This window comes from Lysinibacillus sp. GW823-FHT06C08, assembly GCF_058795135.1.
Genome location: NZ_JBXAHN010000001.1, coordinates 1,565,152 through 1,589,248 on the forward strand (window position 1 = coordinate 1,565,152; position 24,097 = coordinate 1,589,248).

24 protein-coding genes are annotated in these 24,097 nt (G+C 39.8%); 21 read left to right on the forward strand and 3 right to left on the reverse strand.

Annotated features, from left to right (window positions below; all coding sequences use genetic code 11):
• Positions 1-182, reverse strand: a 182-nt coding sequence (locus AC1Q6O_RS07380; protein WP_492401020.1) for a hypothetical protein, incomplete at its 3' end; no start/stop codon positions are given.
• 171 nt (positions 183-353) lie between these two features.
• Here AC1Q6O_RS07380 and AC1Q6O_RS07385 point away from each other — a divergent pair.
• The 5 genes from AC1Q6O_RS07385 to AC1Q6O_RS07405 all read left to right on the forward strand — a co-directional run bounded on the left by AC1Q6O_RS07385 (position 354) and on the right by AC1Q6O_RS07405 (position 5,977).
• A complete protein-coding gene (locus tag AC1Q6O_RS07385) occupies positions 354-773 on the forward strand; it encodes a MarR family winged helix-turn-helix transcriptional regulator (protein WP_492401021.1) in 420 nt (139 codons plus the stop codon).
• Positions 774-786: 13 nt separating this feature from the next.
• On the forward strand, positions 787-1,989 hold the full coding sequence (locus AC1Q6O_RS07390; RefSeq protein WP_008175758.1) for an MFS transporter: 1,203 nt from the start codon (positions 787-789) through the stop codon (positions 1,987-1,989).
• A gap of 162 nt (positions 1,990-2,151) precedes the next feature.
• Positions 2,152-3,021: an iron uptake system protein EfeO gene (efeO, locus tag AC1Q6O_RS07395; RefSeq protein ID WP_090001875.1), complete on the forward strand. Its 870-nt coding sequence runs from the start codon at positions 2,152-2,154 to the stop codon at positions 3,019-3,021.
• 6 nt (positions 3,022-3,027) lie between these two features.
• Complete coding sequence (gene efeB / locus AC1Q6O_RS07400) at positions 3,028-4,287, forward strand: iron uptake transporter deferrochelatase/peroxidase subunit (RefSeq protein ID WP_008175764.1); 1,260 nt, start codon at positions 3,028-3,030, stop codon at positions 4,285-4,287.
• Positions 4,262-5,977 carry an FTR1 family iron permease gene (locus AC1Q6O_RS07405; RefSeq protein ID WP_492401022.1) on the forward strand — a complete coding sequence of 572 codons (1,716 nt, stop codon included), beginning with the start codon at positions 4,262-4,264 and terminating at the stop codon, positions 5,975-5,977. The genes efeB and AC1Q6O_RS07405 overlap by 26 nt, the downstream gene beginning before the upstream one ends.
• Positions 5,978-6,036: 59 nt before the next feature.
• On the opposite strand, the gene AC1Q6O_RS07410 is transcribed toward AC1Q6O_RS07405, so the two are convergent.
• A complete protein-coding gene (locus tag AC1Q6O_RS07410) occupies positions 6,037-6,891 on the reverse strand; it encodes a pentapeptide repeat-containing protein (RefSeq protein WP_089984902.1) in 855 nt (284 codons plus the stop codon).
• 165 nt (positions 6,892-7,056) lie between these two features.
• On the opposite strand from AC1Q6O_RS07410, the gene AC1Q6O_RS07415 reads away from it, so the two are divergent.
• From AC1Q6O_RS07415 to AC1Q6O_RS07430, 4 genes are all read left to right on the forward strand, one after another.
• Entirely contained in the window at positions 7,057-8,649 is a 1,593-nt protein-coding gene (locus tag AC1Q6O_RS07415) for a PucR family transcriptional regulator (RefSeq protein WP_089984901.1), read from the forward strand.
• Positions 8,650-8,779: 130 nt separating this feature from the next.
• The gene (locus tag AC1Q6O_RS07420; protein ID WP_275443969.1) at positions 8,780-10,048 is read left to right on the forward strand and encodes a cytosine permease; all 1,269 of its coding nucleotides are present in this window, start codon (positions 8,780-8,782) and stop codon (positions 10,046-10,048) included.
• A complete protein-coding gene (locus tag AC1Q6O_RS07425; RefSeq protein ID WP_107921854.1) occupies positions 10,045-11,148 on the forward strand; it encodes an S-methyl thiohydantoin desulfurase family protein in 1,104 nt (367 codons plus the stop codon). Before AC1Q6O_RS07420 ends, AC1Q6O_RS07425 begins: the two co-directional genes overlap by 4 nt.
• Positions 11,141-12,691, forward strand: coding sequence for a hydantoinase/oxoprolinase N-terminal domain-containing protein (locus tag AC1Q6O_RS07430; RefSeq protein WP_492401023.1), 1,551 nt, complete (start codon positions 11,141-11,143; stop codon positions 12,689-12,691). The genes AC1Q6O_RS07425 and AC1Q6O_RS07430 overlap by 8 nt, the downstream gene beginning before the upstream one ends.
• 59 nt (positions 12,692-12,750) lie before the next feature.
• Here AC1Q6O_RS07430 and AC1Q6O_RS07435 read toward each other — a convergent pair whose 3' ends face one another.
• Entirely contained in the window at positions 12,751-12,963 is a 213-nt protein-coding gene (locus AC1Q6O_RS07435; RefSeq protein WP_008175784.1) for a hypothetical protein, read from the reverse strand.
• A gap of 208 nt (positions 12,964-13,171) precedes the next feature.
• On the opposite strand from AC1Q6O_RS07435, the gene AC1Q6O_RS07440 reads away from it, so the two are divergent.
• The 12 genes from AC1Q6O_RS07440 to AC1Q6O_RS07495 all read left to right on the forward strand — a co-directional run.
• Positions 13,172-13,951: a hypothetical protein gene (locus tag AC1Q6O_RS07440; protein ID WP_008175785.1), complete on the forward strand. Its 780-nt coding sequence runs from the start codon at positions 13,172-13,174 to the stop codon at positions 13,949-13,951.
• Positions 13,948-14,304, forward strand: coding sequence for a GntR family transcriptional regulator (locus AC1Q6O_RS07445; RefSeq protein ID WP_008175786.1), 357 nt, complete (start codon positions 13,948-13,950; stop codon positions 14,302-14,304). The genes AC1Q6O_RS07440 and AC1Q6O_RS07445 overlap by 4 nt, the downstream gene beginning before the upstream one ends.
• Positions 14,305-14,313: 9 nt before the next feature.
• Positions 14,314-15,036: an ABC transporter ATP-binding protein gene (locus tag AC1Q6O_RS07450; RefSeq protein ID WP_008175787.1), complete on the forward strand. Its 723-nt coding sequence runs from the start codon at positions 14,314-14,316 to the stop codon at positions 15,034-15,036.
• Between the two features lie 43 nt (positions 15,037-15,079).
• The gene (locus AC1Q6O_RS07455) at positions 15,080-16,000 is read left to right on the forward strand and encodes an ABC transporter ATP-binding protein (RefSeq protein ID WP_008175788.1); all 921 of its coding nucleotides are present in this window, start codon (positions 15,080-15,082) and stop codon (positions 15,998-16,000) included.
• Positions 15,978-16,916 (forward strand): ABC transporter permease, encoded by a 939-nt coding sequence (locus tag AC1Q6O_RS07460; RefSeq protein ID WP_107921858.1) that lies wholly within the window; start codon positions 15,978-15,980, stop codon positions 16,914-16,916. The genes AC1Q6O_RS07455 and AC1Q6O_RS07460 overlap by 23 nt, the downstream gene beginning before the upstream one ends.
• A gap of 175 nt (positions 16,917-17,091) precedes the next feature.
• Positions 17,092-19,041 carry an N-acetylglucosamine-specific PTS transporter subunit IIBC gene (gene nagE / locus AC1Q6O_RS07465; protein WP_492401024.1) on the forward strand — a complete coding sequence of 650 codons (1,950 nt, stop codon included), beginning with the start codon at positions 17,092-17,094 and terminating at the stop codon, positions 19,039-19,041.
• 97 nt (positions 19,042-19,138) lie between these two features.
• On the forward strand, positions 19,139-20,293 hold the full coding sequence (gene nagA, locus AC1Q6O_RS07470) for an N-acetylglucosamine-6-phosphate deacetylase (protein ID WP_089985166.1): 1,155 nt from the start codon (positions 19,139-19,141) through the stop codon (positions 20,291-20,293).
• 30 nt (positions 20,294-20,323) lie between these two features.
• A complete protein-coding gene (locus tag AC1Q6O_RS07475) occupies positions 20,324-21,034 on the forward strand; it encodes a sugar isomerase domain-containing protein (protein ID WP_008175792.1) in 711 nt (236 codons plus the stop codon).
• Positions 21,012-21,761 carry a glucosamine-6-phosphate deaminase gene (locus tag AC1Q6O_RS07480; RefSeq protein WP_492401030.1) on the forward strand — a complete coding sequence of 250 codons (750 nt, stop codon included), beginning with the start codon at positions 21,012-21,014 and terminating at the stop codon, positions 21,759-21,761. The genes AC1Q6O_RS07475 and AC1Q6O_RS07480 overlap by 23 nt, the downstream gene beginning before the upstream one ends.
• Positions 21,761-22,027 carry an HPr family phosphocarrier protein gene (locus AC1Q6O_RS07485; protein WP_008175794.1) on the forward strand — a complete coding sequence of 89 codons (267 nt, stop codon included), beginning with the start codon at positions 21,761-21,763 and terminating at the stop codon, positions 22,025-22,027. Before AC1Q6O_RS07480 ends, AC1Q6O_RS07485 begins: the two co-directional genes overlap by 1 nt.
• Positions 22,024-23,736: a phosphoenolpyruvate--protein phosphotransferase gene (ptsP, locus tag AC1Q6O_RS07490; RefSeq protein ID WP_492401025.1), complete on the forward strand. Its 1,713-nt coding sequence runs from the start codon at positions 22,024-22,026 to the stop codon at positions 23,734-23,736. The genes AC1Q6O_RS07485 and ptsP overlap by 4 nt, the downstream gene beginning before the upstream one ends.
• Positions 23,737-23,924: 188 nt before the next feature.
• A partial coding sequence (locus AC1Q6O_RS07495) for a transposase (protein ID WP_492401031.1) occupies positions 23,925-24,097 on the forward strand: 173 nt, incomplete at its 3' end.

The window sequence follows — 24,097 nt, forward strand, 5'->3', positions numbered from 1 at the left end:
CGCATGAAGAAGGCGCGGGTGGAGAGGCGAAATGAGGGAATCGCAAAGAGTGACGGATAGAAAAGGAAAAGTGATGGATACTCCTGCTCACTTTCTACTCCTTGTCCACCTTTCTCTTCTCCATTACAGCCCACTAATAAAAGTGACATAAATACCATGCCTGAAATTATACCCTTTTTCATTATTTCTCCTTCTCCTTCCAAAGAAATTCACCACTTCATCAAGTGTTACATAAAAAATAACAAATGTAACCAAAATACCCTTATTTTATATAATAAAAATCCCAACTAGACAAATAAAGATTTTAGGTATATAGTTAGCTAGGCTAACTATTATAAAGAGGAAGTGATCTTGTGACAATTGAGCAGGAGTTTTTTAATCAGTATCGTTTAATGTATAGACCATTTATCAATAAGCTGAATGTGCAACTTGAACCGTATCAGTTATATAGCTCACAGTGGGCAGTTCTTCGTTTTTTAAAGGATAAAGGTCCGCATTCCTTTGTGGATATCGCGAATTTTATGTCTATTGAGAAGCCGAGTGTGACGAAGCTTGTACATAAACTTGTGGAGCTTGGCTATGTGGAAACGATGGCGGGCAAGGATAAGCGGGAAAAGCTTGTCCATTTATCGGCGTATGGGGAGAAGCTTGTGCAGGAGATTAAAGCGCACTTGAAGCCATTTTTTGAGCATGCACTGGCAGGTGTACCTCAGCGAGATATTGAAATAGCGACACAGGTTTTTGAAAGAATTTGTATGAATATTAATCAATAGGAGAGCGAGTAACGTGGAAGGAACAACAAGAAAGAAACTATGGACAAAGGATTTTTTAATTGTCTCACTCATTAATTTTACCATTACGTTAATCTTTTATTTATTAATGGTTACGATTGCTGCTTATGCAGTGGAGCATTTTAATGCGTCTACAAGTACAGCGGGTCTTGTATCGAGTATTTTTATTATCGGGACATTATTAGGGCGTCTTGGAACGGGCCGTATTATTGGGGATTGGGGCAGTAAGAAAACATTATTTTGTGGATTGCTTTTATTTATGCTGTCAACGATGTCCTATTTTATAGCAGGGAATTTACCTTTACTTATGCTGAATCGTTTAGTACAGGGGATTGCCCTAGGGGTGGCAAGTACAGCGACGGGGACGATTATTGCACAGATTTTACCTCCTGAGCGACGCGGTGAAGGAATTGGTTATTATAGCTTAAGTGCGATTTTGGCCACAGCTATTGGACCATTTGTCGGTATTTTATTAACGCAGCTGTTTGAGGATTACCGCATGATTTTTGCTGTAGATTCAGTTTTAGCTATTATTTGCTTTTTCATGTATTTTATCGTAACAGTGCCAGATGCACCGAAGAAGGCGAAGGATGCGGCAACGAAGGCTGGCTTTAAGGTGACAAACTTCATTGAATTGCGAGCTGTACCGATTGCTTTTGTTGCACTGGTCATCGGTTTTGCGTATTCAGGCGTCATGTCCTTTATGACGTTTTATGCGAAGGAGCTTGATTTAGTATCAGCAGGTAGTTATTTCTTCATTATCTATGCGATTGTCATTTTAGCTACACGTCCATTTACAGGAAAATTACTGGATACAAGAGGCGCTAATATTATCATTTATCCATGTTTGGTGATTTTTGCTATTGGTATGTATGCATTTAGTTCAGCGTCAACAACGATTGCTTTTTTAATTGCTGCTGCTTGTATCGGTATTGGCTATGGTAACTTCAACTCTGTTGCACAGGCTATTGCTATTAAAGTAACTCCGAATGAACGTTTAGGACTTGCGACATCTACTTACTTCATTTTTTATGATTTAGGATTAGGTGTAGGGCCTTATTTCTTAGGATTATTTGTTCCATCTGCGGGCTACAGAGCCATATTCTTTGCGATGGTCTTTGTCATTTTATTATCAATTGTGCTTTATTATTTCTTACATGGTAAACATGAAAAATGGAAACAATCAAAAATTTCGTAGATTAGAATCATTATATTGTGGAAAAAACGTCTTTTTTCTAGTTGTTCTTAGAAAACAACTTAAAAATGACGTTTTTTTCTTTTTCAAAAAAATTATCTTGCATTAGAGGATGATAATCATTATCATCACAATATAAAACAAAATCGGGAGTAGGTACGAAGTATGAAAAATAAATCATTATTGTCAGTATTAGTAGCAGGAGGCATTCTAATGGCTGGCTGTGGTAATACAGAAGATACAAAAAAAGAAGATAAGCCTGAAACAGAGCAAACAGACAAAGCTGCACAAGAGGTTGATTTATCTTCTGAACTATCAGACTATCAACAATTTGCTTTAGAGCAAATGGATCAATTTTTACTAGAAACAGAGAAATTTGTGAATCTTGTTAAGGCTGGCGATATTGAAGGAGCAAAAGCTGCCTATGCACCAGCGCGAATGTATTTTGAACGTTCTGAACCAATTGCGGAAAGCTTTGGCGACCTTGATCCACGTATTGATGGTCGTTTAGCTGATATACAGGAAGAAGGAAAAGGCGAAGAAGAATGGTCAGGCTATCATAAGCTTGAGTATGCGCTATGGGAAGAAAATACAACAAAAGGCTATGAGGCTGTGGCTGACCAGCTACTTGCAGATGCGAAGGAATTACATGCCCTTGTACAAACAGTTGAAGTGACTCCGGATTTAATGATTACAGGTGCAGTTGATTTATTAAATGAAGTGTCCACATCTAAAATTACGGGTGAGGAAGAAATTTACTCCCATACAGACCTGTATGATTTTAAAGCGAACATTGAAGGTGCTGAAAAAATCTTTGAAATTTTACGTTCAAAATTAGAAGCGAAAGATTCAAAATTAGTCACAGCACTTGATGAAAAATTCAAAGCGGTGGACGATTTATTAGCACAGCATGCAACTGCCGATGGTGGTTATATATCCTATGAGGAATTAACAGAGGACAACACAAAAGCGCTTGCGGCAGCGGTGAATCAGCTTGGAGAACCATTAAGTCAAATGGGAATCATTTTGGAGTGAACATAAATGACAGCATCAAATGAAGAAAAATGGATGAATAAAAAAATCTCTAGACGTGATATGTTGAAACTGACAGGCATTGGGGTGGCAGGTGTTGCCATTGGTGCCTCTGGTTTAGGTGGTGTAATGAAAGCAATGGGCTATGATGTTTTTGAGCCTGTGGCTGACAGTACTACGGCAAGCAATAAGGTCAATTTCTACGGCAACCATCAGTCAGGTATTGTAACACCTGTACAAACGAATATTTATTTTGCTTCTTTAAATGTGTTAGTGACATCGAAGAAGGAATTGCAAGAGTTATTCCAGCAATGGACACCTCTTGTTGTACGTTTAATGAATGGTGAATTAATGGCTGATATTTCGTCGAATACGAGAGTACCGACTGGTGATACCGGTGAGGCAGAGGGCTTAGATGCTGCCAATTTATCAATTACTATTGGTGTGGGTGCTTCCTTATTCGATAAGCTTGGTATGCAGCATTTAAAGCCAGCGGAGTTAAAGGATTTACCACATTTCCCAAAGGATCAGCTACTGAAAGAATATACAGGTGGTGATTTGTGTATTCAGGCTTGTGCAGATGATCCGCAGGTGGCATTCCATGCGGTCCGTAATTTAGTGCGTGCAGCATCTGGGAAAGTGGAGATTAAATGGTCACAGTCTGGCTTTAACTCGTTTCCAGCAGGTGGTGGGACCCCCCGAAATCTTTTTGCATTCAAGGACGGCACAGTGAATCCATCCATTACAGATGAAAAGGATTTAAAAAAGGTTGTTTGGGTGGATAAAGGCTGGCTAAAAGGCGGCTCTTATTTAGTTGCACGTAAAGTGCAAATGCATCTTGAAACATGGGATCGTACATCTTTAAAAGATCAAGAAGCTACATTTGGACGTTACCGTGATAGTGGGGCACCGATGGGTAAGACAAAGGAATTTGATGATTTTGATGTAGAGGCGAAGGATGATAAAGGGAATTATATTATGCCTGATACATCACATGTTCATTTAGCCCGTAAATCAGGAGCTCGTATTTTACGTAGATCCTATTCCTATGCATCAGGTGTGATGTCGAATACAGGCACTCATGATGCGGGGCTTATCTTTATTTCATTTCAAAAGGACCCAGCCCAATTTACAACGATACAAAATAGCTTAGGGCGTATGGATAAAATGAATGAGTATATTACCCATCGAGGCAGTGCAGTGTTTGCTTGCTTCCCTGGTGTACAAAAGGGGAGTTATTTAGGTGAAGCACTTTTTAACGCGCTGTAGTATGGTGATTGCTTTAGTTCTGACTTTAGCTTTACCTGTGCAAGCTGCGCAATCGTATAGTCCTTTATATATTGCGATTAGTGATGCATTGATGAATACGAAGCAGGATAAAGAGGCAGAGGCGAAACAGGCGATTGAACAGTTTGCCACAGACTGGGCTAAGGTTTCTTCTGAACAAAAAGAGGCGAAAGCAAAGGTTGATGAGATCCTTGCGCAAGCAACAGAGGCCAAGTCAAAGGATGACCGTTTAGAGGCGTTGTCAGCATTGTCGAATGCACTACGTGCGCTAGAAAAACTGGAAAACCCAGTGGATGAGGCTGCACAGCGAGCAGAGTTTGGGCAAAAGATGAAGCCAATTTTGGCAGACTTTGAAAATGCTTTAGCTAGTGGTGATGTTCAGGCTATTGATGAAGCCTACAAGGATTTTAATCTTAAGTGGAATAAAAGTGAGCGACCTGTACGTGAGCAAAGTATTGCCATGTATGGGCAAATCGAAACACAGATGGCATTTCTACGAATCTCTATTTCTGCGGAAGAGCCGGATATCGCATTAATGAAAACTCAATTTGCAGATTTACGACAAACGATTGTAGATTTTGTAGCGGGTAAAGAAACGGCTGAAGCGGTAGAAGGGGACTATTCGTTAGCTACATTAATTGCTTATATTGATGAGGCGTTGGACTATGTAGATGATGGTGATTATAAGGCAGCCTCTAATAAGGTTCGAGAATTTATTACGATTTGGCCACGAGTTGAAATAGAAATCTCAACTCGTAATGGTAGCCTCTATACAAAAATTGAAAGTGATATGCCCATCATCGCGAGTGATTTATTAAAATCCTCTGTCGATCAAGAGGCTATTACGAAAAAATTAAATACCTTCCGTACGGAAATTGAGTTAATTCAAGGTGATTCAGATTATACAGTTTGGGATGCCGCGTTAATATTACTTCGAGAAGGGCTAGAGGCTTTACTCATTATATTAGCTCTTGTGTCATTTCTTAATAAATCAGGGCAGAAGAAAATGCGTAAATGGATTTATATCGGAGCGTTTGTGGGCGTTCTGTTATCAGCTGTTGCCGCAGTTCTTATGTCAACGATTTTAAATTCGGCTACAATTGATACGAATCGTGAATTAATGGAAGGCTATGTAGGCTTACTGGCTGCAGCAATGATGATTGGTGTAGGTATCTGGCTGCATAGTAAATCGAGTGTGGTCAGTTGGAATCGCTATATTTCGAAGCAAATGGGCAATGCCATTTCAAGTGGCTCTATTTTTGCGATGGCAGCGATTAGCTTCTTATCCGTTTTCCGAGAAGGGGCAGAAACGCTTGTCTTTTATGCGGGTATTGCACCGAAAATGGCGACTTCTCAATTTATCCTAGGGATTGTCGTGGCGCTCATTATCCTTGCCGTGCTTGCCGTTGTGTTGTTTAAGGCAAGTGGCAAAATGCCTATTCATAAATTCTTTGCCGTAGCGACATGGCTTATTTATATATTAGCCTTTAAAATTATCGGTGTCAGTCTGCATACATTGCAGCTAACTAATAAGATTTCTACAACGATTGTTGATGGCTTACCTGTCATAAGCATGATTGGTTTCTATCCAACCGTAGAAACGATGATTGGCCAAGCGATATTACTAGCATTGATCGTGGCAACCATCATTTATAAAAAGAAGCAAGCCTAAGTGTCTTTAGCAAACGCTTATGGCCGGAAAGGGATGTCTCTTTGGAGAGGCATCCTTTTTTACTGCCAGTGAGCTGGACGTTTAATATAAGAAGGTAGTTTCGTAGTGCTGTCACCTTGTGCGGCATTGATTTGCATTTGTGTTAAAAATAAACTTGTCGATAGATCTGCGCCGCGTAAATTGGTATCACGCATATCAGCCCCAATGAAATCTACCCCTTGTAAATTGGCTCCTTGTAAATTGGCAGCAATTAAATAGCTACCTCTTAAATCAGTAGCTCGCAAATCTTTCCCCTTGAAATTTTTACCCATCCAATCAGCACCACGCTGATTTAATTTGGGAGAAGTTTTCCCCTTTACTAGCTGTTGCCGCATTTGTTCGCTTGTTTTTAAAAGAAGTGCGTTTACTGGCATACGAATAGCAATTATGTCCAGCGCCAATAGGCTATTAGCGTCAAGCTCCGTTGCCTGCTGTAGCTGCTCTAATTGAACGAGGAGCTGTTCATGGAGCGTATCGTCAACAGGATAGGAGAGAGCTTCAGCTACATACGCAATCATTTCATATAGCTGCTCCATAATTGGAAACACTTGAAACATCTTCTCAGCATGTTCTCGTGATTGGCGCCAATCTTGCCCTTTAAATGTCACTTGGGAAACTTGCTGACCGGCCCCTAAGCAATCAAAAACAGTACAGCCTTTATAGCCACTTTTTCTTAGCTTGCTATGAATTTGACAGCTATAGTCCTCCTTTAAATTGGAGCATGGCTTGCCTGCTGGTTTATCCATGGCAAAATCACTAGAAGCCACTATATTTAATGCTGTACAACATAACCCAAAACAGCTTTGGCAATCTGCCTGTAAGATTTCTCGGATTGTCGTGCCAAACGATGAGTCTCTATTTGTTAGATTTGACATCCTCTTTTTCCCTCTCTTACCTCATAAACTTAGCTATTATTTTAGCATGTACATGCTAGCTTATGAAATATGAAGACAACCATATTTTGAAAGACAGGTGCGATTATGGTATTCTTCTTCACAAGACGTTGTATAGAAAATTTAGAAAAGTAGTGGTGGTTGAACATGGGGGTAACGGTAAAAGATTTATTGCAATTGCCTTCCTTTCGCGGGGCAGAGGTTTTAACAGGTCGAGATAATCTGCATCGCACGGTCTCTTCTTTATCCGTTTTAGAAGTATCGAATGTTGATTTTTATTCGAAAATTATCAATCGTGTGCAAGAGGAATGGTATGCAGAAGAACTGGTGATTAGCTCCTTTTATTCCATTCGAGATAGTGTGGAACAGCAATGTGAAACAATTCAGCATTTACACGATTTAGGAGAGCTGGGCCTTATCTTATATTATGTTGGTATTGTGTTGCCACATATACCTGAGGAAGTGCTTGCCTTAGCCGAATCTCAAGGGTTTATTATCATCTGTATGCCAAAGAATGATTATTCTCTCCGTTATAATGAGGTTATTTATGAAGTTATGGAAGCGATTGTTAGTAATCAGGGTGTCAATGACCACTTCGTTAAGGAAACATTAGAGAAGGTATCCTTATTGCCTGAGCATTTAAGAAGTGTCGAAATTACATTGAAAATGCTATCAGATCGCTTGAAAGCCAATATTCTGTTAACAAATAGTCATTTGGATATTATCAATCAAGTCATGTGGCCAAGAAATTCATCATTAGATGTGGTCCACGCTGTGCATGAATGCTCACAATCACAAGTTTATCGTGAAACAGGTAAATTCGAGTTAAAACGAAGTGATATCTCATGTGTGATTGACTATAAAAGAGTGCATCAAAAAAATGGGGAGCCTCTCTTTTTATTCCTTATAAAGGAAAATACCGATTTACCTGCCAAGACAATTGAAAAGGTGAGTGAGGTTGTCCAAGTCGCAATTAATTTATGGGGAGACAAGCATGATGAGGTCAGCGAATATGCCTTAGTCAAAGCAATCATTAATGATGAAAGTGAAAAAATGAGAAGATTAGCCAATCTCCTCCATATTGATGTTTCTGCTATTCAAATGATGTGGTTAGTTTATATGCATGATTTAGCGGATGAAAAAAAGGTTCGAAATGAGTTAGAAGAGCAGCTGTCTAAATACTATCAAACAAGAGTCATTCAATGTATTGACCATTGTATGATTGTGCTACTCGGGAATTGCTTGTACAAGCACCATGAGTTGGAAATTACTGTCGAATATAATGAAACTACCAATTATGCTGGGCAAATTGCAGAAATCGTCTATGCTCCAAAAATGAAAAACACAAAGGCTGTTCGTCAAATGTATCAGTTGGTCAATCAGGTAGGTGATAAAGCCAACACGATATACCCCATGCGAAAATTGTTTACGGCAGCCGAGGTTCGTTCCATGAAACGAGCTATTGATATAAGTAAGCAGGGGGAAGAAATGATTGAGGAATATTTATCAGTCATTGACCCTATTTTACATGATCATGATACATTACAGACATTGATTACCTTTTTATTGGATGCGAATGCAAGTGTGGAGCGCTGTGCGGAACTACTTTATATTCATAAAAATACGGTGAAATATCGTATCAAAAAAATTAGTGAGCTGATTGGCACAGATGTGACCATTTACGCTGAATTTTATGATGTGTATATGGCTTGCATGCTTTTTCGATTAATTAATGATTAGAATAATCTGGAATTTTGTTATTTTGAACAAAATTTCAGATTATTTTTTTTATTTACGCAAAAGACTCCCTTTTATGCTTTCTTTATAATTAAAAACATTAATCCACACCCAAGAATAAGGAGGGAGTCGCTTGAGAAATGACAACAATGTTCAATCGTGGTATAGCTTAGGGATTATTTGGGCTGGTGCCATGATATGTATTCCTAGTTTATTGGTAGGAAATGCACTCATTACAAGTATGAGTTTATCGAAGGCATTGGCTGTAGCGTTTGTAGGCTACGCGATCGTCGTATTCATTATGATATTACAAGGAATGCAAAGTAGTGATTTAGGTAAGCCGACTGTCCATGTCGCTGGGCAAGTGTTCGGTAAAAAAGGCTCTCGTACTATTTTATCTATTATCCTAGCTATTGCTTGCTTAGGGTGGTTTGGTATTCAGGCTAATGTTTGCGGGGTTGCCTTAGCGAATTTGCTAGCAATCTATCACTTGAATATACCAGTTCCTCTAGCTTCGTTCATAAGCGGTATGGTCATGGTTGTATCTGCTATTTATGGCATCAAAGTATTACGTACATTAAGCTATATTGCTGTCCCATTATTAGTCATTATTTGCGTATATGGTTTAGTCCAAACGTTAACAGGGGATCAGCTGGAGTTCATACGTGCTTACCAACCACAAGGAAATATGAGTTTTATGGATGGTTTAGCAGTGACAATTGGTTCATTCGCATTAGGGGCAGTTATAGCGGGTGATTATTCGCAATTTTCCAAAAAACGTTCGGATGTTTTCAAGGCTGCTACGTTAGGTATTATTCCTGCTGGAGTGCTAATGATTGGCGTAGGCGCTATTTTAACAATTGCTTATCAAACAAGTGACATTACCGCAGTCTTTTTGCATATTGCTACACCATTTATCGGCGGGGTTGGCTTGATTTTAGCTACTTGGAAAACCAATTTGGTCAATGCGATTTCAGGCGGTATTGCCTTAATTAATGTATTTGACGTAGCAAAAAACAAAGAGAGAATCGCAATTTTTGTTGCTGGAACAATTGGTACGATTTTAGCAGTCATAGGGATTTTAAATTACTTCACACCGATTATGTCGATTCTATCCGCGATGATTCCACCTGTTGCAGGAGTCATGATTGCTTCCTATTGGGTCATCCATAAAGGTCGTAAAGATAGCTGGGTTGAGGTGGAAGGCGTTAATCGCTTAGGGGTGTTTTCTTGGCTAGTTGGGGCAGTGATTGCCTGTATGCCCGTCGTATTCTCTTTATTTCCTGAATTGCCGACATTACCTAATCAACCGATGATCGGCATTATTATTTCATTTGCTATTTATTATATTGGGTATCGTGTATCCGTACAAAAAACTGTCATATTGGAGGAACATAGATGAGATATTTAGATCAAGCGGCTATTGAGCATATAGCTATAGGTGCAGCATTTTTAGGAACAGGTGGTGGCGGAGATCCGTATATCGGGAAATTAATGGCACTTTCTGCTATTGAAAAAAATGGCCCTGTTCGGTTGTATTCCGTGGATGAAATTGAGGATGAGGATTTTTTCATTCCCGCAGCTATGATGGGAGCACCATCGGTTTTAGTTGAAAAATTTCCTCGTGGCGACGAGTTCGTAAAAGTTTTCCAAAAGCTTGCGCAATATTTAGGGAAGGATAAAATTGCTGGTACATACCCGATGGAAGCGGGTGGGGTCAATTCGATGATTCCGATTGTGGTGGCTGCTCAGCTAGGTTTACCTTTAATTGATTGCGATGGTATGGGGCGCGCATTCCCAGAGTTGCAAATGGTGACGTTTAATCTAGATGGTATTTCGGCAACCCCTATGGCCATCACAGATGAAAAGGGTAATATCGGCATTTTTGAAACGATTGATAATAAATGGACAGAGCGTATCGCCCGCTCGGCAACTGTTGAGATGGGAGCGAGCTCTTTAGTGAGCTTGTATCCAACAACTGGAGCTCAAATTAAAAAAAGTGGTGTGCATCATATTGTGACACTTTCTGAAAAAATCGGTGAAATTATTGCTTCTAAAGATCAAGAGGTAAACGATAAGCTAGCAAGACTTTTAAAGCTTATTGCAGGGTACGAGCTATTTCAAGGGAAAATTGTTGATGTGATTCGTGAAACGAAGGGCGGCTTTAACTTAGGGAAAATGCTTCTTGAAGGAATTGATGGCTATAAAGAGGATCAAATGAAGGTGCATTTCCAAAATGAAAACTTACTGGCAGAGAAGAACGATCAAGTTGTGGCGATGACACCTGACCTGATTTGTTTAGTCGATTATGAAACACTATTGCCTGTGACGACAGAAAGTTTAAAATACGGTAAACGTGTGCGTGTCATTGGTTTACCATCACATGAAAAATGGCGCACAGCAAAAGGGATAGAAACAGCAGGACCAAAATACTTTGGCTATGATTATGATTTCGTGCCAATTGAAGAATTGGTGAAAAAGGGGGTAGCTGAACATGTATAAAATCGGAATTGACGTAGGCGGAACAAATACAGATGCCATACTTTTAGATCATAATAGTCAGCTTGTTTATAGTGTGAAGTCACCGACAAGTTTAGATATTAAAACAGGTATCGAACAATCGTTACAGCAATTATTACAGGGTGCAAACATTGATAAAACGAAAATTACACATGCCATGCTAGGGACTACTCAATGTACAAATGCCATCGTTGAACGTAAGAAGCTAGCAAGGGTTGGTGTGATTCGACTGGGTTATCCAGCTACAGCATCGGTGCTACCTTATACAGCTTGGCCATCCGATATGATTGAAAAATTATCAGGAAATTATGCGATCGCACATGGAGGCTATGAATACGATGGCCAGTTATTGAGTTCGCTTGATCAGGAAGAGATTACAAAGCTCTTAGAAGAATGGCGTGACCAAGTAGAATCAATTGCCATTGTAGGTGTCTTTTCATCTATTAAAAATGATCAAGAATTGCAGGTTCGTGATTGGATTCAAGCGATCTATGGTGAAGATTTCCCGGTTTCTTGCTCATCGTTAATTGGCTCTGTAGGCTTAATTGAGCGTGAAAATGCAACGATTCTAAACGCAGCTCTATGCAAGGTCATTGAGACGACAACACAGGGTTTTATTCAAGCCCTTCAAGCGGAAGGCATTTTTAATGTAGAAGTGTACCTCTGTCAAAATGACGGTACATTAATGTCCATCGACTATACGAAGCAATTTCCAATCTTGACGATAGCTTGTGGGCCTACAAATAGTATTCGAGGTGCTTCGTATTTATCACAAATTCAAAATACAATGGTATTAGATGTAGGCGGTACGACTTCGGATATTGGTGTGTTACAAGATGGATTCCCCCGAGAATCTTCAGTCGCGGTGGAAGTAGGGGATATCCGCACTAACTTTAGAATGCCTGACATTATTTCAGTCGGACTAGGTGGTGGTAGTATTGTTCGAGTGAAGGATAATAAAATTACCGTTGGACCAGATAGTGTTGGCTATAAAATTAGTGAAGAGGCATTAGTATTTGGTGGGTCGACGATGACAACAACAGATATTGCCGTCCGTTTAGGTCTTGCAGAAGTAGGAGATCCAAATTTAGTGGCACATATTGATGAAGCATTTGCTAAAGCCGTTCAAGAAGAAATTTCCTCGTTACTAGAACAGGCCATTGATAAAATGAAAACATCGTCAGAGGATGTATCGCTTGTTTTAGTGGGCGGGGGTAGTATTATTGTGCCAGAAAAAATTCAAGGTATTTCAACGATTGCCAAATCGGAATATGGTGGTGTAGCAAATGCCATTGGAGCATCCATTGCACAAATTAGTGGACAATACGAGCAAATTTATATTTATTCCAAAGAACCTCGAGAGGAATCTCTAAAGGATGCACAACATAAAGCAGTGAAACAAGCTGTATTAGCAGGTGCCCTTGCGGATACCATTGAATTGGTTGAAGTGGAAGAAACGCCATTAGCCTATCATCCAGAAAACGCAACAAGATTAAAAGTAAAAGTAGTAGGGAAAATGGTTTAGTGAAGAAGAGTCCTAAAGAGGGCTCTTCTTTTTTAATGCATTAAGAGGTCTGAGTTGGACTAATCTTGTCGTTTATGTTTTTCATTAATAATTTTCTTGTTAAGAATGCTTACTTTGTCAACCATTAGCAACCTCATATCTTCTACAATATATTGAGCTAACTCTTCGTCAGATATGTCATCTCCTTCAATATCAAGGCGGAATTTTTGTCCTTGAATGCCCCCTCCATTTGTGAACTCAATGTCAAAATCAAATAGCACCCTTTTTTCCATTCCACTATCACCTTTTCTTCGTCTTTGTGTGCTCTCAATGTATTGTGATTTTACTAAATTGATGCGTGAAGTCCCTATGCTATACAGGTTAAAGGTTTCATTCTAATCAAATGAGGCTCTATCTTCCTTTTTCTTGTATTTGGCACTTGAAAATCAAGAAGTCATAGTGTAATATCTGACTAGTACACTATGACACGAGGTGCTGAGCATGAAAAGTTTTGTAGGACTTTTAAAAAAAGAATGGGTACTTTATCGCTCATGGTTTTTGATGGGAATATTTTCGGGCATTATGCTTTCCTGGATCGTTCCCTATGTATTGCATCAATTTGTTGATCTCTTTGCTCAAGAAAATCAGCTTGCATTTGCCTTTACACTTCTCGTCCTTTTTATAGGTGGATTTTATTCCGTCTTACAATTTTTAGCGAGTATGCGTTTGGATATTAAAGCTAAGGAAAGTTGGCTCCATTCCACTAGTTCCATCACAAAGCTTATTGGAGCAAAGATAGCCTGTTCACTAATAGGGTATGCGCTTTTTAATACGCTCTTTGTGAGTTTTGCCCTCTTTCATCTAAAAGAAGAGTTTATTGCAAATATTGGACAAATCATTTTTGTTTTAGTAATAATCGTTATTGGATTAACTATTTTCCAATTTATGCTATTTGTTTTACTGTTGTTCTTTTTAGCTTTTTACTTGCAATTGAAGCATGTAATTGGGCGTTTTTCCATTGTGTTGACGATGGTGGCTTTTGGCTTAACAACATCTGCTTGGGTACGAATAACGGAGAGTCCGTTTTATGAAACGGTTTTCCAACGTGGCGCCATTTCGTTAAGCAAATTAGAACCATTTCTACCCAAAGTAAGAGCGGCGACAACGATGGAATGGAGGCTAGGCTCTATTTATGTTGTGGAAGAAGTTGCTTCTATATTACTCATCGTGCTGCTCTTTTTAGCGGCATCCAAGTGGCTTGAAAAGGTGGTATTACGATGACGATGGATTTTTCACGTGATAAACCGATTTATAGTCAGCTTGTCGATCGGATATGCGGGGACATTTTGAAGGGGCACATATTGCTCGGGGATCGACTGCCCTCTGTTCGAGAATATGCAGTCGAAACGGGTGTCAATGTTAACACGGTGCAACGAGTCTATAAGGAGTTAGAGGCAATGAATATAACGGAAACCAAACGAGGACAGGGCACATTTATTACGACCAATGAGGAACGCATTGAAGTGTTACGGGATGATATGAAAAATAAGTTAGCCGAAAGTTTTTTAACATCCATCGAGGCATTGGGATTTTCTAAAGAAGAAATGCTCATTGTTTTAAAAAATAAAGCGTGAGGTGAAGGAATGTTACAGCTATCGAATGTCTCTTTTCAGTATAAGAATAAGCCCATTTTACAGGATATATCCTTTTCCTTTCCTATTGGACAGATAATTGGGCTAGTTGGGGAAAATGGTAGTGGTAAATCTACACTTCTCAAAGTTTTAGCGGGCTTACTACGATCTTCAACTGGTGAAGTAGTATTGAATGGTCAACCCATTTCCCGACGGAGTGCGGACCAAATTGCTTACTTACCAGATACAGATTTGTTTTTTGATTATTATACGGGTGAACAGCTTTTTCAGCACTACGCCTCTCAATTTGAAGACTTTTCCTATGACAAGGCTTGTATCGTAGCAGAATTTTTACAGGTGGATAAAAATACGAAGCTACGTCAATTATCAAAAGGGAATCGTGGTCGTATGAAAATGGCTGCTACACTGGGCCGAGAAGTTCCTTATTATTTAATGGATGAGCCATTTGCTGGGCTAGATCCTATTGTGCGAGAGCAGCTCATTAAAGGTTTAATTCAATTTACGGACATTGAAAATCAAACCATTTTGCTGTCTACACATGAATTATATGAGGTTGAACCTATTTTAGATCAAATAATTTTATTAAAAGCGGGCTCTATCACAGCTTATGAAGATGTAGAGACATTGCGTGATGTGACCAATAAAGATGCGGTTGAGTGGATGAAAGGTTTTTATCGTCCTTCTACTAATGACACAGACCGCAATAGCTTTTAACGATAAAGGCTTAGCCGTAACAAAAAAGAAAGGGTGAATAAATATGACAGAACCAATTGTTCAATTGCAAAATCTATCGAAGACCATTCGTGGAAAGCAATTAATACAACAATTAAACATTGATTTATATCCAGGACAAATTACAGGTTTTTTAGGACCCAATGGAGCAGGGAAAACAACGACAATTCGTATGATGACAGGTCTCATGCATCCAACAGAGGGCAAGGTAATCATTGATGGGCTTTCTCTACAGGAGCATTATGAGGAAGCGATTAGCAAGGTCGGTGTGATTGTCGAAAATCCAGAAATGTATAAATTTATGTCGGGCTATAAAAATTTATTGCATTTTGCACGGATGCATAAAAATGTTACAAAAGAACGAATCATGGAAGTCGTTAAACAGGTGGGTCTAGAAAATCGTATCCATGAGAAGGTTGCAACGTATTCTCTTGGTATGCGTCAACGACTAGGGCTTGCTCAGGCGCTATTACATCGACCAAAATTTCTAATATTAGATGAACCAACGAATGGTTTAGACCCTGCTGGTATTCGGGAATTCCGTATGTACCTTCGCAAAATTGCGGCAGAAGATAATGTTTCTGTTTTTGTATCCAGTCACTTATTATCTGAAATTGAATTAATGTGTGATCGAGTAGCCGTAATACAAAATGGGAAACTGATAGACATTCGTGAAATTCACAATGAAAGTACGTCGTTCTACTATGTGGAAGCACAGCCACAAGAGCAGGTTTCTGCCCATCTGGCACAACATGATTACAAGTTTGAGGCAGTGAATCAAGGCTATGTAATTGAATTGAAGAAAGAAGATGTTCCTGCATTGACGTTAGGGCTTGTGCAAGCAGGTATGCAGCTATTTGCCGTACAGCCACATCAGAAAACATTAGAGGATCAATTCTTAGAAATGACTGGAGGCGGACAAATTGCTGAAGCTAATTCAAAATGAATGGATGAAATTATGGCATAAAAAAGGGACGTGGGCAATGGTCGCTATGCTTGTCCTTGTCATTCTAGTTCCTGGTGGCATCATGAAATATTATGAGGGTAAATCGTCAGATGAGGGATCATGGCAGGAGATAGAGCAGCAGTCTATCCAAAATAATAAGGCAATGCTAGCTGAGGAGGATATATCCGAGGAAGACAAAGCATTTTTTGAAGAGCAAATTGCTATTTCGGAGTACCGTTTAGCCCATGATGCGCCGAGTCAAAAAGATAACAGCCTTGCAAGCTTTATGTCCTTTACAAGCAATATGCTAACACTTGTCACTTTATTTACGGTGATTACAGCCGCAAGTATTGTCTCCAGTGAATTTTCAACAGGTACCATAAAAATGCTGTTGACTCGCCCGATGTCCCGTGCGAAAGTGTTAACGTCTAAACTATTGACGACCTTCTTATTCGGTTTGTTTTTAGTGGCTGTAAACGTAGTCGTGAGTGCAATTGTAGGTTTGGTATTATTTGGTATAGGCTCAGGTGTGGAATTAGAAATTGTCAATGGTCAGGTGGCTGAAAAGGCAGTATGGAGTGATTTAGCTTATCATTATCTACTATCTGGAGGTGATTTTGTCATGTCTACATTATTTGCCTTTTTAGTTGGTTCAGTGTTCCGTTCTAGCTCATTAGCAATCGGCTTAACAATGTTCCTTTCATTTACAGGTGGCATGATTGTCATGTTCTTAAGTAGATACGATATCGTAAAATACATTTGGCTAACACATTCAGATTTAACTCAATATGAAAAAGATATTTTAATGGTTCCAGATATGACAATGCCATTCTCGCTAACTGTATTAGCTATTTACGCCGTAATCTTCCTAGTGATTAGTTATACATCCTTTATGAAACGAGATGTTACTGCATAATTTAAATAAGAACTGTGCCCTAATGCTTTATTGGGGTACGGTTTTTTTTTATATCATGAATTATTAAAAAAGTATTTATTTTTTTTCAAATTGCGCCTATAATAATAGCAACTTAATGAAAACGCTTTTTTTTCATAAAAGTGGTCTAGACAACTATACCAAAGGGGGATAAAGAATGTTTGCTTTCTTACAAAAAATCGGTAAGTCACTTATGTTTCCAATCGCGACATTACCGGCAGCAGCCTTGCTTTTGCGTTTAGGTTCTGGGGATATGCTTGGAGCAGTACCGAATGAAGCCATTCAGTATATTGCTAGTATTATGGCCGCTTCTGGAAATGCTATACTAGGCAATTTACCTATTATTTTTGCGATTGGTATTGCGATGGGGTTAGCACATGATAGCAGTGGGGGAGCCGCTCTTGCGGGTGCGATTGCACACCTCGTACTAGTAGCCGTTTTAGGGACGGTTAATGAAGAATTAAATATGGGTGTGTTTGGCGGTATTATTGCCGGTATTACGGCAGGCTTACTGTATAACAAATATTATAATGTGAAATTTCCAGAATGGTTATCATTCTTTGGTGGACGACGGTTTGTACCAATTATCACGTCCATCACTATGGCGATTTTAGCGAGTATTTTAGCGATCGTTTGGGGACCAATTCAGGGCGGTATTGATGCTGTCGGCAATTGGATGATCGGTGCAGGATCACTTGGTGTTGGGATGTATGGTTTCTTCAACCGTCTATTAATACCAGTTGGTCTTCACCATGTAATCAATACGGTTATTTGGTTCGACTTCGGTGAATTTACGAATGCGGCGGGAGAAATTGTGAAAGGGGATATTAATCGTTTCTTAGCAGGAGATCCAACAGCTGGACATTTCCAAGCTGGATTCTTCCCAATTATGATGTTCGGTTTACCAGCGGCTTGTCTTGCGATGTATTTTACAGCGAAAAAGGAAAAGCGTCCGATCGTTGGTGGGATGTTCGTATCTATCGCTTTAACTGCCTTTTTAACAGGTGTTACGGAGCCGATTGAGTTTTCATTCATGTTCTTATCACCAGTACTTTATGGTATCCATGCAGTCCTTACAGGTATTTCGCTTGCGGTTGCCTATGTGGTTGGGTTCCGTGATGGCTTTGGATTCTCAGCAGGGTTAATTGATTACTTGCTAAATTTAGGCTTGGCGGATAATCCATTACTGCTTCTACCATTAGGTTTAGGCTTTGGGGCCATATATTTTGTGGTCTTCTATTTCTTAATTAAAAAACTGGACTTAAAAACACCAGGACGTGAAGATGATGATGAAGAAGATGGGGAATCACATTCAGCTATTTCCGATGATATCGATTTACGTGCCTACTACACAATTGAAGCATTAGGTGGTAAAGATAATATTCAGCAAGTAGATTACTGTACGACTCGCTTACGTATGTCCGTACAGGATGCTAGCGTCGTGGATGAAAAAACATTGAAACAAACAGGTGCGCGAGGTGTTATGCGTATTAGTAAAACCAATGTACAAGTAATTATTGGAACATCTGTTGAGTTTTTAGCGGAGGCTATGAAAGACCGTCTGCAAAAAGGCAACCCAGCACCAGCTAATGCCCAATTACCGACGGAACTGCCTGTAGCGACAGCACAAGTAAAAAGTGAAGCAACAACAACTTTCCATGATTTTGAAATGCCGATGACGGGAGATTTATTACCGTTATCAGAAGTACCGGATGAAGCATTCTCTGCTGGCCTGATGGGTCCTGGTTTTGGGATTCGTCCGACAGATGGAACTGTTTATGCACCGTTTGACGGTCAAGTGGTGATGATCTTCCCTACGAAGCATGCGATCGGTTTAAAATCAGATACAGGATTAGAATTATTAATTCATGTCGGATTGGATACTGTAACGCTTAATGGTGAAGGCTTTGACATGCTTGTGTCAGACGGTCAAACAATTAAACGTGGGGATGCATTATTAAAAGCAGACATCACAAAAATAAAGGAACAAGTGCCTTCCATTATTACCCCTGTCGTTTTCACTAGCCTAATGGGGCAAGAGATTACGCTAGGAAAATCAGGTTTCCAAAGAGCAGGCTCTACCAATATTATTTCAATGAAAAAGTAACAATTCATGGGGCTGTTTGCGGAGGAATACATGGGCAATCATATTGCAAATGGATACCTTTTCAACAGCCCTTGTTCAAGATGAGGAGATGTTTTTCTTGAGTTTAATAATTCGGAACATCACAGTGGTCAATGCGAGTGGTCGAGATGAACAGATGGATGTGTGGATGACGGACGGTAAAATTGCTCAGGTTGCCCATCATATTGAGGTGGAGGGCGTTGAACAATTAGATGGTTCAGGTAAGTTTTTATTGCCAGGATTTATTGATATGCATATTCACGGGTCTGCCAAAATGGATACAATGGATGCATCCGATGAAGGGTTACATATCATGGCCAAATCACTATTAAAAGAAGGTACAACCAGCTTTTTAGCAACTACGATGACACAAAGCTTTGACAATATCGAACGGGCCATCGCCAATGTAGCACAATTCCAGCCAAAGTCAGATGAAGCGGAAGTACTTGGCCTTCATATTGAAGGGCCTTTTGTATCGAAGCAACGGGCAGGAGCTCAGCCACTGGATTATATTGTCCTGCCAGATGTAGAAGTGATGACAAAATGGCAAGCATTAAGTGGTCAAAAAATTAAACAAATTACGCTAGCACCTGAAGAACCTAATGGAATGACAGCAGTCCAAAGCCTTTCTGAAAACGGAATTATTGTATCCATTGGTCATTCCGATGCTACATTTGAGCAAATGCAAGAAGCTGTACAATTAGGTGCATCTCAGGGGACACATTTATACAATCAAATGCGTCCATTCCATCATCGTGATCCTGGTGTGGTCGGTGGTGTTTTGCTAATAGATGCCATAAAGGCTGAACTGATTGTTGATTTTATTCATATGCATGAAGGAGCTGTGGAAATGGCTTATCGCTTGAAGGGGGCAGACGGAATTATTTTAATAACGGATGCGATGCGAGCGAAGGGTATGCCATACGGTGAATATGATTTAGGTGGTCAATTGGTGCATGTGACAGAATCAGGAGCCCATTTATCGAATGGTTCACTGGCGGGTAGTATTTTAACAATGGATCAAGCTGTACGAAATATGCGTCAGATTACCAATTGTACATTGGAGGAGCTTGTGAAAATGTCCAGCTATAATGCTGCCCAGCAATTAAAATTAACGAACAAAGGACAGCTTATAGAAGGATATGATGCGGATGCAGTGATTGTGGATGAACATTTACTGCTACATCAAACGATTAAAGCTGGCCAAATCAGTATGCATGCGAACAATTTGTAAGAAACGTTTGAAATGAAAAGGTGATAGATCATGAATACCTATTTTCAACAAGTCAATCGCTATTTAACAATGGTGGCACAACAAGAAAATGAACAAATTAACCATGTAGCTCAGTTAATCGTCAAACGACTCTTACAGGGAGGTATTATCCAGTTATTCGGTTCAGGCCATTCCATGTTATTAGCACAAGAATGTTATTTCAGGGCTGGTGGCTTAGTCCCTGTCAAACCGATTCACATTGAATCCTTAATGCTACATCAAGGAGCACGGCAATCTTCACAAAATGAAAAGAAGCAAGCATTTTTAGCCTCCTATAAGGATCAGCTACAGTTTGATGACAAAGATGTTTGTATCATTATTTCAACATCTGCCAACAATCCAGTGCCTATTGATATGGCGATCTACGCAAAAGAAGCAGGTGCGCATACAATCTCACTGCAATCATTGGCCTATCAACATCAGCCATCACGCCACCCTTCAGGCAAACGTTTAGAGAATATCGTAGATGACGTTCTAAATACGCATGTCCCATTAGGGGATGGGGTTTTAACAGTTGATGAGTTGCAATATGGACCTGTATCTACAGTGTTAGGTGCAGCGCTATTAAATGCTCTATTCGCCCAAATCATTGAAGTTCTACATGAACAAGGCGCCAGCTTACCAGTGTTTGCTAGCAGTAACTTAGGTAACACCAATAATGATGAGCTTATTGATCAATATGGTCAGCGCATTCATTTTTAAGGCTTTAGGAAAAGGAGGATATGTGGTGAACATAGAAAGATTTGATTCAAAAGAAGATTTATATGCACGAGCAGTAGCCGTCATAGCAGAGGCTAAAAATAATGGGTCCACTACGTTCGGGCTAGCTACTGGTGGAACGATGGAACCGTTGTATGCTAAAATCTGTAAAACGGATATTGATTTTTCGAATTGCATCAGCTTTAATTTGGATGAATATGTAGGGCTTGAGGCCAATCATGAGCAAAGCTATGCCTATTATATGCATCAGCATTTATTTCAAGAAAAACCATTTCAGGCATCTTATTTACCAAATGGTTTAGCAGCTGATCCTATAGAGGAAGCTGCTCGCTATGAAGCCCTATTACAACAACATTCCTTAGACTTTCAATTGCTTGGTATCGGACAAAATGGCCATATTGGTTTCAATGAACCCGGTACACCATTTGAATCCTTGACACATCTTGTGACATTGGAGGAATCGACTCGTCAAGCCAATGCTCGCTTCTTTTCTTCGATTGATGAAGTGCCCACGCAAGCGTTCACTATGGGGATTCAATCTATTATGCGCGCAAAATGCATTTTGTTATTAGCAGTGGGAGAAACTAAGCGTGAGGTGTTAGAACGTGTGCTGGCCTCTGATTATACAGAGGAAATTCCAGCAAGTGTTTTATCCAAACATCCAAATGTCATCATCTTAACAGACTTACAAGTAGAGGAGAATAAATAATGAAAACACAACAATTTACAGTAATTGATCCTTTAGGAATTCATGCACGTCCTGCGAGCCAGCTTGTGGCAAAGGCTACGCCATTCACTTCCGCTATCGAAGTGCGTACGGAAGAAAAAGCAGCAAATTTAAAATCTATTCTTGGCGTAATGGGATTAGCATTAAAGCAAGGTTCTCAATTTACACTTTATGTAGAGGGGGAAGATGAAGAGCAAGCATTTGAGGCATTAGCAACATTAATGACAGAAATGGGGCTTGCACAATGACACATTTCACTGGTATTGCCGCTTCAGACGGCATTGCCATTGCTAAAGCGTATCGTTTTGTACAACCGGATTTAACATTTAGCCAAACAAAGGTTCAAGATGTTCAGGCGGAGCAGTCACGTTTAGCTGCTGCCCTTGCCAAAACAGAGCAGGAGCTAGTGGCGATTAAACAGCAAACATTAAAAAAATTCAGTGCCGAGGAAGCAGCCATTTTTGACGCGCATTTATTAGTGGTAAATGACCCAGAATTAATTGGGCCTATTCATCAAAAAGTAGCTGACGAAGGGGTCAATGCAGAGTTTGCCTTACATGAAGTTTCATCAATGTTTGTGGCATTGTTTGAAAGTATGGATGATGAATACATGAGTGCACGTGCATCCGATATTAAAGATGTGACAAACCGCATTTTAGCACATTTACTCGGTGTACATATTCCAAACCCAAGTAATATTAGTGAACAGGTGATTATTGTAGCCAATGATTTGACTCCTTCAGAGACGGCTCAATTGGATCGTAATTTTGTTCTTGGCTTTATTACTGATATTGGAGGCCGTACCTCTCATTCAGCGATTATGGCCCGTTCGTTAGAGATTCCTGCAGTAGTCGGAACTGGAGCAGCAACGACGACTATTCAAGATGGAGATTTGTTAATCGTGGATGGTTTATCAGGTCAAGTGCTGATCAATCCGACGGCAGATGTGATTGCCAGCTATCAAGAAAAAGCACAAAGCTATCATACTCAACAAGCAGAATGGACTACTTTAGTAAACGAACAAACGGTATCTCAAGACGGTGTCCATGTAGAGCTAGCCGCTAATATCGGCTCTCCAGGCGATTTGGAGGGCGTGTTGCGTCACGGGGCTGAAGGAATTGGCTTATATCGAACAGAGTTTTTATATATGGGCCGAGAAAACCTGCCATCTGAGGAAGAGCAATTTACAGCGTATAAGACGGTTCTTGAAGGAATGCAAGGTAAGCCTGTGGTTATTCGTACACTAGATATTGGTGGAGACAAACACTTACCGTATTTACCACTACAGGAAGAAATGAATCCATTCCTTGGTCATCGCGCCATTCGTCTATGCTTAGAGCAACAGGAATTATTCCGTACACAATTACGCGCTTTACTGCGAGCATCTGTTTATGGCAACCTAAAAATTATGTTCCCAATGATTGCGACTATTCAAGAGTTCCGTAAGGCTAAAGCGATTTTATTAGAGGAGCAAGAACAGCTAGTAGCAGCAGGGAAGGACGTTAGTGCTCACATTGAAATAGGCATGATGGTGGAAATTCCTGCTACAGCAGTGATGGCTGATGTTTTTGCCAAGGAAGTGGACTTTTTCTCCATTGGAACAAATGATTTAATTCAATATACAATGGCTGCAGATCGTATGAATGAAAAAGTATCTTATTTATATCAGCCGTATAATCCAGCTATTTTACGCTTGGTTCAAATGGTTATCCATGCCGCCCATCAAGAACAGAAATGGGTAGGGATGTGCGGAGAGATGGCAGGCGACGAGCTAGCAGTACCTTTATTGCTTGGCTTAGGCTTAGATGAATTTTCAATGAGCGCAACATCCATTTTGAAAACACGTTCTTTATTGAAGCGCTTGTCTGTAAAGGACATGCAAGCTTTAGCCGCTGAGGCATTACAATGTGCAACAGCTGAAGAAGTAATGGAAAAAGTAAAGCAAGCAGTAAAATAACTTTATGCTCAAAACCATCTAGAGGGTGGTTCAGGCTGTAGATGAACTCAAAAAATGTTGAGTTATCTACAGTCTTTTTTGTTGTTAATGAAATTGAACGAAGAACGAAAATAACAAAAGCCACCGAGAGTCTATTTGAACTGCCCCGTAAAAGTTAGACATTAATCTAACTTTTACGGGGTTTTTTTATGACAAAAGTAAGTGTTGAACAACGTATTCAAGCAGTTCAACGATATTTAAATGGAAATGAAACTTTGATCGAAATTGCGAATGATATCGGTGTTACAGCTCAGATTGTCAGTGAATGGGTTCGCCGTTATCAAAAAAATGGCGTAGAGACTTTCTTAAAGTCCTATACAAA

Bases quoted from the DNA above. Each gene is read 5' to 3' on its own strand.
- efeO (WP_090001875.1), top strand. From the start codon at position 2,152: ATGAAAAATAAATCATTATTGTCAGTATTAGTAGCAGGAGGCATTCTA.
- efeB (WP_008175764.1), top strand. From the start codon at position 3,028: ATGACAGCATCAAATGAAGAAAAATGGATGAATAAAAAAATCTCTAGA.
- AC1Q6O_RS07410 (WP_089984902.1), bottom strand. From the start codon at position 6,891: ATGTCAAATCTAACAAATAGAGACTCATCGTTTGGCACGACAATCCGA.
- AC1Q6O_RS07415 (WP_089984901.1), top strand. From the start codon at position 7,057: ATGGGGGTAACGGTAAAAGATTTATTGCAATTGCCTTCCTTTCGCGGG.
- AC1Q6O_RS07425 (WP_107921854.1), top strand. From the start codon at position 10,045: ATGAGATATTTAGATCAAGCGGCTATTGAGCATATAGCTATAGGTGCA.
- AC1Q6O_RS07430 (WP_492401023.1), top strand. From the start codon at position 11,141: ATGTATAAAATCGGAATTGACGTAGGCGGAACAAATACAGATGCCATA.
- AC1Q6O_RS07435 (WP_008175784.1), bottom strand. From the start codon at position 12,963: ATGGAAAAAAGGGTGCTATTTGATTTTGACATTGAGTTCACAAATGGA.
- AC1Q6O_RS07440 (WP_008175785.1), top strand. From the start codon at position 13,172: ATGAAAAGTTTTGTAGGACTTTTAAAAAAAGAATGGGTACTTTATCGC.
- AC1Q6O_RS07445 (WP_008175786.1), top strand. From the start codon at position 13,948: ATGACGATGGATTTTTCACGTGATAAACCGATTTATAGTCAGCTTGTC.
- AC1Q6O_RS07450 (WP_008175787.1), top strand. From the start codon at position 14,314: ATGTTACAGCTATCGAATGTCTCTTTTCAGTATAAGAATAAGCCCATT.
- AC1Q6O_RS07455 (WP_008175788.1), top strand. From the start codon at position 15,080: ATGACAGAACCAATTGTTCAATTGCAAAATCTATCGAAGACCATTCGT.
- nagE (WP_492401024.1), top strand. From the start codon at position 17,092: ATGTTTGCTTTCTTACAAAAAATCGGTAAGTCACTTATGTTTCCAATC.
- AC1Q6O_RS07475 (WP_008175792.1), top strand. From the start codon at position 20,324: ATGAATACCTATTTTCAACAAGTCAATCGCTATTTAACAATGGTGGCA.
- AC1Q6O_RS07480 (WP_492401030.1), top strand. From the start codon at position 21,012: ATGGTCAGCGCATTCATTTTTAAGGCTTTAGGAAAAGGAGGATATGTG.
- AC1Q6O_RS07485 (WP_008175794.1), top strand. From the start codon at position 21,761: ATGAAAACACAACAATTTACAGTAATTGATCCTTTAGGAATTCATGCA.
- ptsP (WP_492401025.1), top strand. From the start codon at position 22,024: ATGACACATTTCACTGGTATTGCCGCTTCAGACGGCATTGCCATTGCT.